Genomic DNA, 13849 nt, shown 5'->3' on the forward strand with positions numbered 1-13849 from the left:
CGCCACTAGCGGCAGGAATGGCTCATACCACAGCCACGTTCGCAGCGGCACCCCAAGCCCGCAGCCCTACCCACCGCAGCATCCAAACGCCGCAACCACGTTCATTGCAGCATCCAAGCTTCGCAGCCCTACCCACCGCAGCATCCAAGCTTCGAAGCCACGTTCGCGCAGCACCCAGACCTCTCAGCCCTGCCCACCGCAGCACCCCAAACGCCGCATTCCAATACGCCACGACACCCCAAGCGCCATCGGGTACAATGAGGAAGAGAACCTCGTGCATCGAAGGAGCCCTCATGGCAAAAATCGAAATCCATGAACCCGAATGCGAAGATTGCGCCGCTGCTAAGGCCGAGGCGCGCAAAGAGCGCCGCTATGCCGCACGTGCGCATCGCATTGCCGGTCAAACACGCTTCATCACCGCCATTCCTTGCGTAGGCCTCTTCATCGCCGCCATCGCGCTCACCATCTCCACGCTTATCTCCACGATACAGGTGACCATCGAGGTGGCGCAGGGGCATGTAGGCATGCAGGACATGCTGGTGGACTATATCGAATACGCCGACTTCTTCCTCCTTGCCGTCGTTCTATACATCATGTCCATCGGCCTGTACTCGCTGTTCATCGACCACGACATCGACATGCCGGCATGGCTGAAAATCGATACGCTCGACGACCTGAAAGAACTGCTGGTGGGCGTAATCGGCGTAGTGATGGCCGTGTATTTCCTAGGCCGCCTGATCCACGGCACCGAACCGCTCGACTTGCTGTTCATAGGCCTGAGCACCGCCGCCGTAATCGTGGCGCTCGCCTACTTCGTAAAACACGTCATCTCAAGTCACGGGGAGTAGCGCCAGGCGGAACCGCCTCCGTATCGTTTCGTTTGCGGAAGATGGGCAATCGGTCGCAAACGGCGTCTCGAACTTTGCTCCAAGCATTACGCCTGGCCATAAAACGTAATCAAAGAAGGCTGCCATGTATGCAAACAAAGATGATCTTGCGCGTTTCTTCGCTACGATGCCGGAGATGATTCCGACATACGAGCGCCTTGAACAGCGCATCAACGAAATATGCGGCGAACAGGTTGACGTGCGCGTGCAGAAGTCGCAAATCGCGTTTTTTGACAAGCATGGATTTACCTGGGCGTCGCTGCCCATCCGCCGGCGCAAAGGCTGGCCGGAGAAGTGCCTGGTGGTGACGTTTGGGCTGGAATATCGCAAGGAATCGCCCCGCATCGCCGTTGCCGTGGAGCCCTACCCTCATCGCTGGACGCATCACGTGCTCGCGCAAACGCCCGATGCCATAGATGACGAGCTCATGGCTTGGATTGAAGAGTCGCACCGGTTCTCGCTGGCAAAGCGACGACGCACGTAAAAGCCGCGCGATTGGACACGCAGAACCTACGCATCCGAGTTTTCGGCACCCGCTTTCCGTGCGCTTAGGTTTTCGGCGTTTCGCGCAAAACCGCCGAAATCATGCACTTGTTCCAACGTTGGCTACAATGAGTTCATCCAGGCGCAAGATTACCCGGCGATCCGATACAGGGATTTCGCATGGGACGAGGCGAGGTTCGCTGGCTAAGGACGCGCGCCCTAATCGTTGGTGGGTACAGCTTTACGTACGTCCATGAGCGAGATGGTCAATATTAGAGAGCAAGGGATGCACATGCGAGACGCGAAATCCATTGACGGCAGAGGTCCAGTTGCACTATCGCGGGTAACCTATGCCCTCAACCTTTGCGACGTCGCACCGGCAAAGCTCAACGTGTCGGAACTAGTCGCATCCGCCGAACGGCATCTCTGCTCGCAACTGGGCCGCATCGAAGCCGGCGAGATTCGTTGCGAAGCATTCAATACCCAACACGAATGCGTCGAAAGCCAATGCGAAAAAGCTGCAGAATGGCATGGTGTCACCGAGAGCCAATGCGAAGACCCTATAGCTCGGCGCGGTGTCGCCGGGTGCCAGTGCGAAGGCCCCATAGCTCGGCATAGTGCCACCGAGAGCCAGTGCGGCGGAGCTGCAGCTTGGCGCGATTCCGTCGAGAGCCAGCGCGAAGGCGGTATAGCTCGGCGCGATGCCACCGAGAGCCAACGCGAAGATGCCGCGACTCGACACGGCAACAACGAGACCCCGCATGAAGAAATGGACTTGCGCGAGCACCCGTGCGATAGGCCTCTTCCTACGATATCGCGCATTTATGCCGGGTCATACTGCTGTGAGCGCTCATTTCTCAGCATTCCCGACAAAGATGCCTCTGAGCTGGGGCTATTCTGCAGCACAAACGGCATCGCCCTCACGCTCGTCATGCCCTCGCCTCTCGAATCCATGCGCGAAGCCGTCTATCGCAAAGCGCGACATCTCATACGCAGCCTGGGACAATCCCTTGACGAAATATGCGTGAACGACATCGGTACGCTCACGCGCGCCATTGGAACGCACGAAAATTGGGCGATTACACGAAATGCCACCGAGACAGAAAGCGCCCCGTCTCGAGGCGACGCACTCGCGGAGGCGGGCGCACTCGACGGCGCGTCGGCGAGCGACCTGCCGCCCTCTCGACGCAACGCGCTCACGGAGTCGGGCGTGCCTGTCAAACTTGCGACATCCGCAGACATCCCAACGCGCACGCACCAAACCACGCCCCCGACCATGCCTGAATTGGGCATCGTCGCTGGACGACTTTTCTTCAAGCAGCAACGCGACCCACGCACGCCGGAGGCCATCATGCCATCGCACATAAGCGCCGCAAGCCTCGACCTCGAGCACGAGGTCGGCACGCTCTCCTGCATAGAAACCGACCTTGCCTTCACACGGCTCCATGTAGATGCCTCGATTCCCAAGAGCTGCACGATAGCCCTTCACTACCCGTTCACCCTGGTCAGCCGTATGCGCGTATGCCAGTTCGCACATGATTCGAACCCCGCATCTCCCTTCACGGCGACCGCTCCCTGTCACCTCGAATGCCGACACGCAATGATGGAGTACCGCACGCACGAAGGCGCTCGGTTCTACAAGGCAGGCAAAGCGATCATGGCGCCGGCCGGTGCATCGTTGCGTGATGCGATACGGGCGCTCCCCGCCGACCGCTCGATACGGATCGTTTGGCAGCCCAGCTTCGAGGAGGTCGCACGATGAAAATTCTCGCACCGCTCGCTTCGCTCGAGCCTGGCGCAATCGAAGCACGCTATCAAGCAGGCGCCCGAGAGCTCTACTTTGGGCTTGCCAGCGCTGCTTGGACACGCCGATTCGGCCCCTATTGCAACCTCAATCGCATGTCCGACTTCGGATCGCGAGCGAATACCATCGACGAGAAGCAGGCCGCAGATGCGACGCGCAGCATCCACGCGGCACAATGCTCAGCGTTTGTCACGCTCAACGCCGGGCTTTACGAAGCCGAACAGCTGACATACCTGAGAAAGCTGTGCCAAACCCTGGCAGAAGGCAAAGCATGCGCCGGCACCGCAGACGGCATGACGGGCGGCGCACAAGGCGATACGCAGCGCGAGAACGCTCGCATGACGAACGTCGCAGGAGACGGCGCGAATCGCAAAGACGCTGCCGCGACAAGCGAAGCGAGCGCGATCAAAGCGGAGCGGAGCAATGGCGATGCCGCCGTCAGCCACAAACGAAGAGGCACGAATGCGCCCGACGGCGTAATCGTATCGACGCGCGCCCTGGGGCGCATCGTGGCCGAAGCGGGCCTCTCCCCCGTTGCAAGCACCATGCTCGATGCCTGCAACGCAGATGTGGTCCGAACACTGCGCGATGCGGGGTTCAAGCGTATTATCGTGCCTCGCGAGATGTCGCTCGACGAAATCGGCATGCTCACGGCCGCGTTCCCCGACGTGGAGTTCGAGGCGTTCCTGATGCGCGACGGCTGCATGTTCAGCGATTCGCACTGCTTCACCCGTCACCTGCCGGGCCATGGGGCGCTTTGCGGCACGCTGCGCATGAGCGAGCGTCGTTTCGTGAGAGCGAAAGACGCACAGGGGTTCGCAGACGTCCACAACAGCGAGCTTACCGACGAACTCTACCGCAGCTTCCATATGAAACGCGCCTGCGGGCTTTGCGCGATCTACCGTCTCCTTCATATGGGCATAGCGGCGGTGAAGATCGTAGGACGCGCCGACAACGAGCAGGAGCTCCTGGACGATATCGCGCTCGTGCAGCGTAACCTCGACATCGCGCAAACGGCCCCAAGCGAGCAGGCGTATCTGAACGCAATGGAATTCCCGCCCGATCGCGCCGCCACATGCAAGCTGGGGCTTAACTGCTACTACCCCGAGGTTCGCTTTCCTCTCTAGGCCGCGCGCCGAACACGATACGAGAAACGCAAAGCGGCCCGGCAATCACCGGGCCGCTTTCGGCTTTCTTGATGGCACCCACCGAAGTGTGGATGAAAAAGACGGCGGTTTGCTGCAGTTTTCGTGCGCCTCCTAAAGTAGCCCAATCGGCGCGAGGTCGTGACCTGGGGAAACGCGAAGTCGAACGGCGGTGTACTCGGGGCATTCCTCGAAAACTGCAGCAAACCGCCGTCTTTTACTCGCAGCACCTCTAATCCGAGCTAAACACGCCGAAAATACCTTCGAATGCGCGAACCAGCCGTTTCGAAGAGCTTGTGCTAAGCGCGCGGAAAGAACCTCTCATCATAGCGAGCGAGCCGCCCCTGATACGCTTCGCGCGACATCGAGCACAGCACCAGATCCCAATATTTTCCTTCGTAGTACCGGTACTCAGGCAAGCGGGCTTCTTCGACGAAGCCCGCTTTCATATTGCCCTGAAGGCTTGCGGTGTTGAACCCATACACGGCGGAATACACCTTGCGCAGCGGATACGAGCGAAACAGCAGACCGATGAAATGAGCGGCCGCCAACGCACCCGCACCCGTCGAACGATAGCCGTGCGCAATATGCACGCAGATGCGGCAGTGCCCGTCATCGGGCCGGTAGTCGTAGGCATATACAAACCCCACCGGTTTACCCGTATCGGACGCATGCACCACATAAAACTCCAGGTAGTTGCCGCGACACTGACTCAAGAGCCACGCTTCAAAATCCACTTCGGTATTTATATGCACATTGGGAAGAATCAGGTACCGATTGCTCGGATCCATCATCTCGCGATAGAGCCACGGTGCATGCCGCTGTATGCACAGCTTCTCGAACACGAGCGGCGTGTGGCTTCGCGCGCGGGTGCTCCCGCTCTTCGCAGCCCTCTGCCCCGTGTCTTTCGCCTCAATGCCCCCGTCGGGCATCGGCATACGTGCGCCGATGCCCTTCGTGCCATTATCCGGCGAAGCGTTCATGCGCGTACTCCTTTTCCCTTCGATTGAGTTCGAGCACGTCATGAATCTTGTATGCCAGGCACCCGCCCGTGCACACGCCGCGCTCGCCCAACCCGCAATCCACACAGGCTGCCGAATGGCTCAATCGGGCGGCAACGGCGTCAATATTGACCAGGTAGTAATGCTCGAGCTGTTCGATGTTCTCGAAATCCTCTACGCGCACCTTCGTGCAGTCCGACAGGCCAAAGCAGCGAACAGCCGTCAAATCGGGCATGATGTCGATTACGGGACGGCAATGAACCGCGCGCGATTCCAGCGCCGAGGCGGGCAGATCGCGCTCGGGCCTCCCGGTGCGATACGCCTCGAACTGCGCCAGATCGGCATCATCGATCAGGCAGCTAGGCAGCTTGTTGCAATCGTAATAGGGCGTGATGCCGCGCGCCAGCAGGTCTTTGTAGAACACGAGAAGCGCCGGCTTGAACGTGGCGAAATAGTCGAGAGGGCTGCATTCTCGCAGTGCCTCCTGGTTGGGCACCGTGATGGAAAACCGCAGGCGTTTAAAGCCGTAGCGTTCGAGCAGCTCGATGATAAAGCCGTAGTCGAACTCCGGGGAATCGATGTTGAACCCCAGCGTTACGCGGTCGCCCATATGGCGTTCCCGAATCGCCGCATCGAGAGATTCCACCATGCGCGCATATAGAGCCTGACCCATGCGGTCGGGATGGTTGCAGTTCACCAGCAGGTGAAACTTGGGATGCGCAAGCTCGTTGAGGTAGCGCCCCACGAGCACGCCGTTCGTATACACCGTGACGCCTTTGATGCGCGCGTCGCCGATGATGTCACACAGAATGTCGCGGAACCGCGAGTGCGTTGTGGGCTCGCCGCCGATGAGGCCGAACGAGTTTCTCCGACCGCCGTCCAGTATGAAATCGACGACTTTGCGGTATGCCTCGGAATCGATTTCGGTGAACGACTCGTTCACGAACTCGTTTGCGAAGCAATAGGGGCAGTGCAGGTTGCACCTGTCGGTTAAGAAGATATTCGCCATGATGTCACGCCGCCGTCGGTCTACTTACCGCCCGATGACCCAGAAGAATAGTAGCCACCGTAGCTATCCGGGCTGCTGTAACCGGTGTTCGAGTTATAGTAGCCACCGTAACTATCCGGGCTGCTGTAGCCGGTGTTCGAGTTGTAGTAGCCGCCGTAGCTGTAGTCGTGGCTCGTATACCCCGTGTTCTCGTTGTAATACCCGCCGTAGCTGTAATCCGGGCTCGTATAGCCCGTATCGCTGCTGTAATATCCTCCGTAGCTGTCGGGGCTGCTATAGCTGCCGGAGCTGTCGCCACTCATACGCATCTCCTCTCTTTGCCTCGCACGCTTCGCCGCGCTTAGCATCATCGGGTGAAGCTATGCATTGACGTATCGAAACCCCAAGGTGCCCGCGAAGCATGCGCATGCGGGCGTTGTGGTTTCATATGTGCGTTATACCACATCTCTGTTTCGCCAGGAATAACTACGCGGTTTTGCGCAAATCGAAGTCAAGTCGATCGGACACAGGATACAAACGCGGCCGCACACATCCACCGGTACAAACGCAGAGCGCCCCGCTCGACCATCTCGAACGGGGCGCACCATGTCGACGCATCGCAAGAAGGCTTCAGCCTCTATTTGGCCTGCAGTTCCTCTACGTGCTCGGCCAGCGCATCGATTTTCTTCTCGGTGGTTTTGAGCTTAGTGAGGATGAAAGCGACATACACGAGCAGGATCAAGAACAGCAGCGCATAAGCGGCAATCACGAACGGGGCGGCGGTGAGCACCGTCGAATAGATTTCAGCAAGAATGGGATCCATAGGTTAGTCCTCCAATGCGTCCTGAATGCGGGCGAGTTTGTCTTCCATGACCTGCGCGCGCAAACGCAGGCGATACAGTGCAAAAGCGATGCACAAAAAGCCGAACAGAGAAATCAAGAGCGGCAGCAGCATATCGGGCGAAAGCCCCGAATCGGTGCGGAACACCACCGGGTGCACGCTGGACGGAATCAGGCGCGTGACCATGAAGCAGATGGGCACGTCGATGAAGATCAAAATGCCGAACACGCTCGCATAGGTGGCGCGGCGCTCGGGATCGGCCAGCGCATTGCGCAGAATGAAATACGCGATCACCAGTAGCATCAGAATGAAGTAGGTGGTCAAACGCGGTTCCCACGTCCACCACACGCCCCACTCATAGCGGGTCCACATCTCGCCGGTGACCATGGTGCACAGGATGAACACCAAGCCGATCTCCATGGCGATGCGGGCGCGCGTATCGAAGCACGAGCGCTTGGTCATGAGGAACCTGATGGCATAGTACGCGGCGAAGGCGATGGCCACGAAGCTCACCAACGCCACCGGCATATGCCAGTAGAAGATTTTCTGGGACAGCAACAGCTTGTTGCCCACCACCACGCCATTGATGACAGCGGGCTCGCTTACCTCCGCGCCGTTCACCAAGCCGGCGACGGTGAAGTTGAGCACGAAGCCCGCCACCGCGAGCAGCGCGCCCACGATGAGCACCGCAGGCGCCGCCTTGTCCAGCACGCCGCCAACTACGGGCTCTTTGACCGGTTTATCAGCCATAGTGCGCGTTCCTTTCCTTTCTCGTATGTAAGCCTATTATAACTTCTCTCTTAAAACTTGCAGATTCGATAGGAGCAGCGAGCAAACGCCTCTTGCCGCCCCCCTCCGGATTAATCCGACGGGCGCAGAGAGCGTGCCTGATGCAGCACTGTCCCGCGGCCCAGCTCAGGCTGCTCCGGCAAACGCAAGAAGCACGCTTCGCGCAAGACCAGGCCTGGGCCCAAAATGGAGCCGACGTTCGTGTGGCGTCGTCTTGCCTCATGCGCTAATCACGAAGTCGTACAGCACCCATGAAACAAGAATCATCACCACGTCATACGCCCCCGCCATGGCAAGAGAGGTAGCGAATGTGTTCATCCAGCCCTCCGGCGCGCACATCGCGCACGTGGTTGCCGCCACGCACGACCACAGAAGCGGGAACAGCAGCGGAATGAACATCACCGCCAGCATCACGTCTTTTCCACGCGTGTTGATGGTGATGGTCGAGAGCATGGTGCCCACACCCGCGATGCCGATCGTGCCCACCGCAAGCGGGATGAGCATCATCGGCCACGAAGGAGCCGCGCCTACCTGCCCCAGGAAAAAGAAGAAGAACAGGGGCACGCACACCACTTCCACCACCACAAGGAACAGCAGATTAGCCGTGGCCTTGGCCAAGAAGATGACCGAGCGATCCATGGGCACAAGCAGCATACCCTCCAGACAGCCCTGCTCCTTCTCATGCGAGAACGAACGGTTGAGGCCCAGCAGGCTCGTGAACAGGATGACCGCCCACAGAAGACCCCCCGCCATCTGCTGGATGTCGAGCTCGGTTCCCGCCTGGGCAAGAGCGGCGCCGTACACCACCAGAACGAGCAGCGCATAGAGGCCCATCGAGGTGATCATGTCCTTGGTGTGCAGCTCTTGGGAAAGGTCCTTTTTGAGGAGCGCGACGTAATGCGCCCAGGTGGAGGGCTTTTTGCACTCTACGGCCATTACGCCACCCCCATTCCAACGGTCTGACGGTAAAGGTTGCGAAACTCCTCGAAATCGAGCTCCTCCTTAGGCGCGAACGTCACCACGCGACCGCGCGCCAGCACGAGCGCATGAGTGCAGGTGTCGAAGCCCTTTTGCAAATCGTGGCTCACCATGACAAAGGTGCGGCCTTCGCGCAGCCCCCCTATGAGCTCGTCGAAAATCTCGACCGCATGGGGGTCGAGGCCCGCATATGGCTCGTCGAGAAACACCACCTGGGGATCGTTCATGAGGGCGCGCGCAATGGACAGGCGCTGCGTCATGCCGCGCGAAAACGTGCGCACAAGGTCGAATCGGCGATGGTCGAGCTCCACCGAACGCAGCAGCTCGCGCACGCGCTCCTCGGGGTTGACCACGCCGTAGAGCCGCGCCACGAACATGAGGTTCTCCATGGCGGTAAGATCGGGATAGAGCATGGAGTTGTGCGAGATGAGGCCGATGTGGCCGCGTACCTGGTCAGGCTCCTCTTTGGCGTCGATTCCCATCACGCGCACCGAACCCTGCGTGGGGCGCGAGAGCGTAGAGAGAATGCGCAAAAGCGTGGTTTTGCCTGCGCCGTTGGGCCCGAAGATGGAGAGAAAAGCCCCCTCCGGCAAGTCAAACGTCACCCTGTCAAGCGCCTTGCGGTCGCCAAACACCTTGGTGAGCTTTTTTATTTCAAGCGCGTTGGTCAATCGCGTCACCATCCCCTACGTATGCGAAAGCGAGGCGCAAGCCCAACGACTCGCGCCCCGCCGAATGTGGGCAACGCCCATCCGCCGCCCACAGATATGCTACTCCTTGCTGACGGCAGGCTCCACGTCTTCGCCAGCAGGCTTGTTGTCGGCCGGCGCGCTTTTCGCGGACGCGTCAACCGCATCCTTGCGGCGGCCGAGAAGCGCAATGGCCGTGCCCACCATGAGCAGGCCGAATCCCACCCACGTGAAGCTGATGAGAGGATTCACGCGCACGTCCATCGAAAGCTGGCCGTCTTCGCTCACGCCGCGATACACCACGAACAGGTCCTCAAGCGGGCTGCCGAGCACGCTCGCGTTGAGCTTGGTCTGCTGCGTCATAGCGTCGAGCTGCACCGAAGGCGCCACATGGCCCAGATACGCCCCGCTGTTCACATCGTACACGTCGAACTGCACGGTGTAGAGGTAATCCTCGCCGTTGTTGATCTCTTCGACGGAGCTGTCGGTATAGCGCAGCTCGTAGTCGTCTACCGTGAACGAATCGGCGGTATTCGCCTCTTCGTCGAAGTTGACGTACTGCACGGTTTCAGTGACATACATCGAAGAGCCGATCAGGCCTACCAAAATGATGGCCATGGCAAGGTGGGCAATGTAGCCGCCGAAGCGCGAGGAATTCTTAACCAGCAGCGTGAAGAACGAAGCTACCGGGTTCTTGCCCGTGTTCTTGGAGCGAGCACGTACGGCGCGGCCGATCATGAACAGCGTGTTGAAGAACAGCAGCGACGCAACCGCAAAGCCCACCACGGCAAGGCCGTTGTAGTACCACACGGGACCCTCGTTTGCCAAGCCCTGCGCGTTGGAATCGCCCGCCGCAAGCGTGGCCTCATACGCCGGATACAGCGTGGTCACGAAGTACACCATGAGCACGATGAACAGCACGAGCGCGAAGATCGCGGGGATCTTGGCCTGCTTAAAGAACGCGCGGCGACCAGTTTTGCCCCAAGCGAGCAGCGGACACACCGCGATGATGAAGCAGTACACGATGCCCAGCGGACGCGCCACGGCGTTGTAGGTGCCGGCGGAGAGGCTCTGGCCACCGAAGGGCAAGAAGCTCGGCAGCGCGCTTGAAACCGTCAGGTACAGAAGCAGCAGCGTGAACACGATCATGATCACGTTGTTGAAATAGTACGCGGCATCTTTGGACGCGAGCGATTCGATGGCATCGCCCTGCCCGAAAGACTTCCAGCGAATGACCAGACCCACGATGCCCATGAGCACCGAAGCCACGATCAACGTGCCGAACAGGTACAGCGACACGGGGTCGCCCGCGAAGGCGTGCACCGACTGCACGATGCCGGAGCGCGTGATGAAGGTGCCGACCACGGCGAAGGTGAATGCGAGGCAGGCGCACATGATGCTCCAACGCTTGAACGCGCCGCGCTGACGGTACACGGTCAGGCTGTGCACCAAAGCGAGCGCCACCATCCACGAAAGCAGGCTGGCGTTCTCAACGGGGTCCCATCCCCAATAGCCGCCCCAGCCGAGCACCACGTAGGCCCACACCGAGCCCAGGCCGATGCCGATACCCAGGAACAGCCACGAGAACATCGCGAAACGGCTGGAACGACGCACCCATTTGGCGCTCGCATCGTTGACGATGAGCGCCGCGATGGCGTAGGCGAACGGGATGGTGAGGCCCGCGTAGCCGATGAACAGCGTAGGCGGATGGATGGCCTGCGCCCAGTGCTCGAGCAGCGAGTTCATGCCCAAGACCGAGGCCTCGGCGGTCAGCTGGCCGTCGGAGCCGAAGTAGTAATCGGGCGTGGTGATGAAGGGCATGTTGTCCTCGGAGAACAGCAGCACGCCCACGAACGCCGCCAGCACGAGCTGCGACACGAAGAGCGCCATGTAGTCCATCGCGTCGTTCTTGCGCATGGCGCGCACGGCAACCACCGCGTTGAACACGGAGATGAGCCACGCCCAGAACAGAAGCGAGCCCTCACGACCGGCCCACAGGCCGCTGAAGCGGTACAGCGTGCCCAAAACGCCCTCTGCGCTGCTGTGATTCTCCAGCACGTACTCGATAGACATGTCGCCCGTGAGGAAACAGTACACCAGAATGCCGCAGCATACGGTGAGCGCCAAAAACGAGAGCAACGACGCCACGCAGCCGCCCCATGAGAGGGTCTCCGCAGTATCAGCGCGCCCGGTGCGGCGCAGAATCTGGCCCGCAAGCAGGCACACGATCGACACGGCCACGCCCGCGAAGGCGACGACCAGCCCGATCAATCCGAATGTAGACATGGAGGGGGAATCCTTTCTTAACTTACTCTATCGCCGCCCGCAGACGGCACACCCCGGATGAGCCGGGGTCGGCGGGGCAAGAGCAGTCCGCCTATCCTTCCTGCGCGACGTCGGTGGCAACAAAGGAGCCATCGGCCGAAATCGAGCCCGTGATCACGACCGAGGTGCCATCGGTAATCGTCTCGGGCAGCGCGCCGTCGAAATCGACAGGAACCTGCACGGAGGAGTCCTCGGCATCGCACACCACGAAGCGCGCATCGCCCTGTCCCGCCGCGGTGAGCGTGCCTTCGGCCACCGTGCCGGTCACCTTCACCGTGGTGTCCACGATATCGTCGCCGTACTCAAGCAGGCGCGATACCGCGAGAGCATCGGTGGCCGATTCGTACTTTGACGGGCACTTCGTGACCAATTCGCTTGCCACCAACACAACGCCGTCCGACCCGGAATCCTGCAGCGTGCCCGTGCAGATGGCGGTCACGCCGTTGCCGAAGGTCGAAGAAGCGGCGCCTTCATAGCGCACATTCAGAGTCTGAGACTGGTCGCCTTCGGGATCGTAGATGGAAAAGGTCAGCACGTTGTCCTGGGTGGTAAACGAGTTGTCCACCACGTTGCCTGAAACCTGGACGCGTTGGCCGCCATTGGCCCCGCCCAGGGCGTCGCTTACAGAGATGGTCTTGGCAGCGCCGCTTGAGCCGATCACGGCAAGCGCCACCGCAAGCACCACGATGATAACGCCCGTGACCACGACGAGCCTGCGCTTGGTCTTCGTGTTCATGTTCGCTCCTAAGGTATTTCATCTGGGCACATATGCCCCATACGTAAAATGGCCGCAAAAGCAGCAGCGTAAATTATAAAAAGAAAAGCCCGCTCCAAAAGGCGGGCTTTTCAGGTTTCACATCTTCGCCCCGGAAATACGCTTATTGCGGTACGGAGGTGGATGCGGTGTCGTCATGGCGGGGCGCAAACCCCGCCGTTTTGCTCGAATCAGGCCGTTCGCCCGACCATCGCGCTATTCGGCGTCGACGGTGTGCAGCTGCTTGGCCTCAGACATGGTCAGCCAACCCTCAGGAACGGGGGCGTCGCTGTGGCACTGGGTGCAATAGTTGACAGACTGAGCATGAGCCTTGTGGCACTGGGAGCAGGCCACGTCGCCGTGCTGGGTCTTGTGCGGGTTGCGCACCTCGGCCAGATCGGCGGTAGCGGCGATCAGGTCGTCGCGGTTCTTGAGCTCGGTGCCGTCATCGGTCACATGGTGGCAGCTGTCGTTGAGGCAGAACTGCTCCTCATCCTCATAGCCGACGCCCTCAGCCAGGGTGGCCAGGTCGCGCTCGGTGGGGATGGTCTGACCCTTCTTGTTGACGCCCTCGACCTCGTAAGATCCGGTCACCCAGTGGATGCCCTCGTTGATCTGCTGGCCGATGTTGGGCACATGGCACTCGAGGCAGGTGGTGCCGTCGGTGACCTTGTGGTTGTAGGCCATCATGGCCATCTTGGCGTTCTCGTCGGTGATGTCATTGCCCCACTTGTCCTGGTTGCCGGTGGCATAGGTCTCGTAGGACGCGTCCATGGGAGTGTGGCAGATGGCGTTGCAGAAGCTAGGCTGCTCGTGCCAGACCCAGAAGCCGGCGCCAGCAGCAACGATCACAACGACAACGACACCGAGGATGATCGGGAGCTTCTTCTTGCCGCCCTTGGCCTTCTTGGCCTTGGCATCCGTGGCAGTGGCCTCGGTGGTCTCTTCGACCGCCTCGGTGGCCTCGTTCTTGATCTCGTCAGCCATGGATACCCCCCTTTCGTAGTTCGTTCCTCTTCCTTCACATGTATTCCGCATGCGACTTGGAGGGGAGCGCTGCGCCGCGACGACACTGACGGCAGCTGCGCACCGGGTTTGGTAGGCCGTATGCGAAATGCATCACTGCACTTTAACACACATCCTCCATACCTTTGCCAGAAATCTC

Annotated in this window: 15 protein-coding genes; 4 read left to right on the forward strand and 11 right to left on the reverse strand. The window is 60.1% G+C overall.

Annotation, left to right across the window (positions count from 1 at the left end):
- Nucleotides 1-293: 293 nt before the first annotated feature.
- Both DMP06_RS06880 and DMP06_RS06885 read left to right on the forward strand, forming a co-directional pair.
- Entirely contained in the window at nt 294-848 is a 555-nt protein-coding gene (locus DMP06_RS06880; RefSeq protein ID WP_245962417.1) for a YqhA family protein, read from the forward strand.
- A gap of 124 nt (nt 849-972) precedes the next feature.
- Nucleotides 973-1371, forward strand: a complete 399-nt coding sequence (locus tag DMP06_RS06885; protein WP_123209011.1) for a DUF5655 domain-containing protein — start codon at nt 973-975, stop codon at nt 1369-1371.
- Between the two features lie 399 nt (nt 1372-1770).
- Here the strand turns inward: DMP06_RS06885 and DMP06_RS06890 are convergent, their stop codons facing one another.
- Entirely contained in the window at nt 1771-2157 is a 387-nt protein-coding gene (locus DMP06_RS06890; protein WP_123209012.1) for a hypothetical protein, read from the reverse strand.
- Between DMP06_RS06890 and DMP06_RS06895 the strand changes: the two genes are divergently transcribed.
- Nucleotides 2146-3132, forward strand: a complete 987-nt coding sequence (locus DMP06_RS06895; protein WP_148042506.1) for a hypothetical protein — start codon at nt 2146-2148, stop codon at nt 3130-3132. The genes DMP06_RS06890 and DMP06_RS06895 overlap by 12 nt on opposite strands.
- Complete coding sequence (locus DMP06_RS06900; protein ID WP_123209014.1) at nt 3129-4301, forward strand: U32 family peptidase; 1173 nt, start codon at nt 3129-3131, stop codon at nt 4299-4301. Before DMP06_RS06895 ends, DMP06_RS06900 begins: the two co-directional genes overlap by 4 nt.
- Nucleotides 4302-4618: 317 nt before the next feature.
- Here the strand turns inward: DMP06_RS06900 and DMP06_RS06905 are convergent, their stop codons facing one another.
- The 10 genes from DMP06_RS06905 to DMP06_RS06950 all read right to left on the reverse strand — a co-directional run bounded on the left by DMP06_RS06905 (nt 4619) and on the right by DMP06_RS06950 (nt 13671).
- Complete coding sequence (locus tag DMP06_RS06905) at nt 4619-5302, reverse strand: GNAT family N-acetyltransferase (RefSeq protein ID WP_161957857.1); 684 nt, start codon at nt 5300-5302, stop codon at nt 4619-4621.
- Nucleotides 5283-6329, reverse strand: a complete 1047-nt coding sequence (locus DMP06_RS06910) for a radical SAM protein (RefSeq protein WP_123209016.1) — start codon at nt 6327-6329, stop codon at nt 5283-5285. The genes DMP06_RS06905 and DMP06_RS06910 overlap by 20 nt, the downstream gene beginning before the upstream one ends.
- A gap of 20 nt (nt 6330-6349) precedes the next feature.
- The gene (locus DMP06_RS06915) at nt 6350-6631 is read right to left on the reverse strand and encodes a hypothetical protein (protein ID WP_123209017.1); all 282 of its coding nucleotides are present in this window, start codon (nt 6629-6631) and stop codon (nt 6350-6352) included.
- Nucleotides 6632-6945: 314 nt separating this feature from the next.
- Nucleotides 6946-7131, reverse strand: a complete 186-nt coding sequence (locus tag DMP06_RS06920; protein ID WP_123209018.1) for a hypothetical protein — start codon at nt 7129-7131, stop codon at nt 6946-6948.
- Between the two features lie 3 nt (nt 7132-7134).
- Nucleotides 7135-7899: a cytochrome c biogenesis protein gene (gene ccsA, locus DMP06_RS06925; protein ID WP_123209019.1), complete on the reverse strand. Its 765-nt coding sequence runs from the start codon at nt 7897-7899 to the stop codon at nt 7135-7137.
- A 258-nt stretch (nt 7900-8157) separates the two neighbouring features.
- Nucleotides 8158-8874: a heme exporter protein CcmB gene (locus tag DMP06_RS06930; protein ID WP_123209020.1), complete on the reverse strand. Its 717-nt coding sequence runs from the start codon at nt 8872-8874 to the stop codon at nt 8158-8160.
- Nucleotides 8874-9587: an ABC transporter ATP-binding protein gene (locus DMP06_RS06935; protein WP_245962418.1), complete on the reverse strand. Its 714-nt coding sequence runs from the start codon at nt 9585-9587 to the stop codon at nt 8874-8876. The genes DMP06_RS06930 and DMP06_RS06935 overlap by 1 nt, the downstream gene beginning before the upstream one ends.
- Before the next feature lie 99 nt (nt 9588-9686).
- Nucleotides 9687-11891, reverse strand: coding sequence for a heme lyase CcmF/NrfE family subunit (locus tag DMP06_RS06940; protein ID WP_123209022.1), 2205 nt, complete (start codon nt 11889-11891; stop codon nt 9687-9689).
- A gap of 91 nt (nt 11892-11982) precedes the next feature.
- Nucleotides 11983-12666, reverse strand: coding sequence for a cytochrome c maturation protein CcmE domain-containing protein (locus tag DMP06_RS06945; protein WP_123209023.1), 684 nt, complete (start codon nt 12664-12666; stop codon nt 11983-11985).
- A gap of 234 nt (nt 12667-12900) precedes the next feature.
- Complete coding sequence (locus tag DMP06_RS06950; protein ID WP_123209024.1) at nt 12901-13671, reverse strand: cytochrome c3 family protein; 771 nt, start codon at nt 13669-13671, stop codon at nt 12901-12903.
- Nucleotides 13672-13849 lie beyond the last annotated feature (178 nt).

It is taken from the genome of Slackia equolifaciens (genome assembly GCF_003725995.1).
GTDB lineage: Bacteria > Actinomycetota > Coriobacteriia > Coriobacteriales > Eggerthellaceae > Slackia > Slackia equolifaciens.

Bases quoted from the DNA above. Each gene is read 5' to 3' on its own strand.
- DMP06_RS06880 (WP_245962417.1), top strand. From the start codon at position 294: ATGGCAAAAATCGAAATCCATGAACCCGAATGCGAAGATTGCGCCGCT.
- DMP06_RS06885 (WP_123209011.1), top strand. From the start codon at position 973: ATGTATGCAAACAAAGATGATCTTGCGCGTTTCTTCGCTACGATGCCG.
- DMP06_RS06900 (WP_123209014.1), top strand. From the start codon at position 3,129: ATGAAAATTCTCGCACCGCTCGCTTCGCTCGAGCCTGGCGCAATCGAA.
- DMP06_RS06905 (WP_161957857.1), bottom strand. From the start codon at position 5,302: ATGAACGCTTCGCCGGATAATGGCACGAAGGGCATCGGCGCACGTATG.
- DMP06_RS06910 (WP_123209016.1), bottom strand. From the start codon at position 6,329: ATGGCGAATATCTTCTTAACCGACAGGTGCAACCTGCACTGCCCCTAT.
- DMP06_RS06915 (WP_123209017.1), bottom strand. From the start codon at position 6,631: ATGAGTGGCGACAGCTCCGGCAGCTATAGCAGCCCCGACAGCTACGGA.
- DMP06_RS06920 (WP_123209018.1), bottom strand. From the start codon at position 7,131: ATGGATCCCATTCTTGCTGAAATCTATTCGACGGTGCTCACCGCCGCC.
- ccsA (WP_123209019.1), bottom strand. From the start codon at position 7,899: ATGGCTGATAAACCGGTCAAAGAGCCCGTAGTTGGCGGCGTGCTGGAC.
- DMP06_RS06930 (WP_123209020.1), bottom strand. From the start codon at position 8,874: ATGGCCGTAGAGTGCAAAAAGCCCTCCACCTGGGCGCATTACGTCGCG.
- DMP06_RS06940 (WP_123209022.1), bottom strand. From the start codon at position 11,891: ATGTCTACATTCGGATTGATCGGGCTGGTCGTCGCCTTCGCGGGCGTG.
- DMP06_RS06945 (WP_123209023.1), bottom strand. From the start codon at position 12,666: ATGAACACGAAGACCAAGCGCAGGCTCGTCGTGGTCACGGGCGTTATC.
- DMP06_RS06950 (WP_123209024.1), bottom strand. From the start codon at position 13,671: ATGGCTGACGAGATCAAGAACGAGGCCACCGAGGCGGTCGAAGAGACC.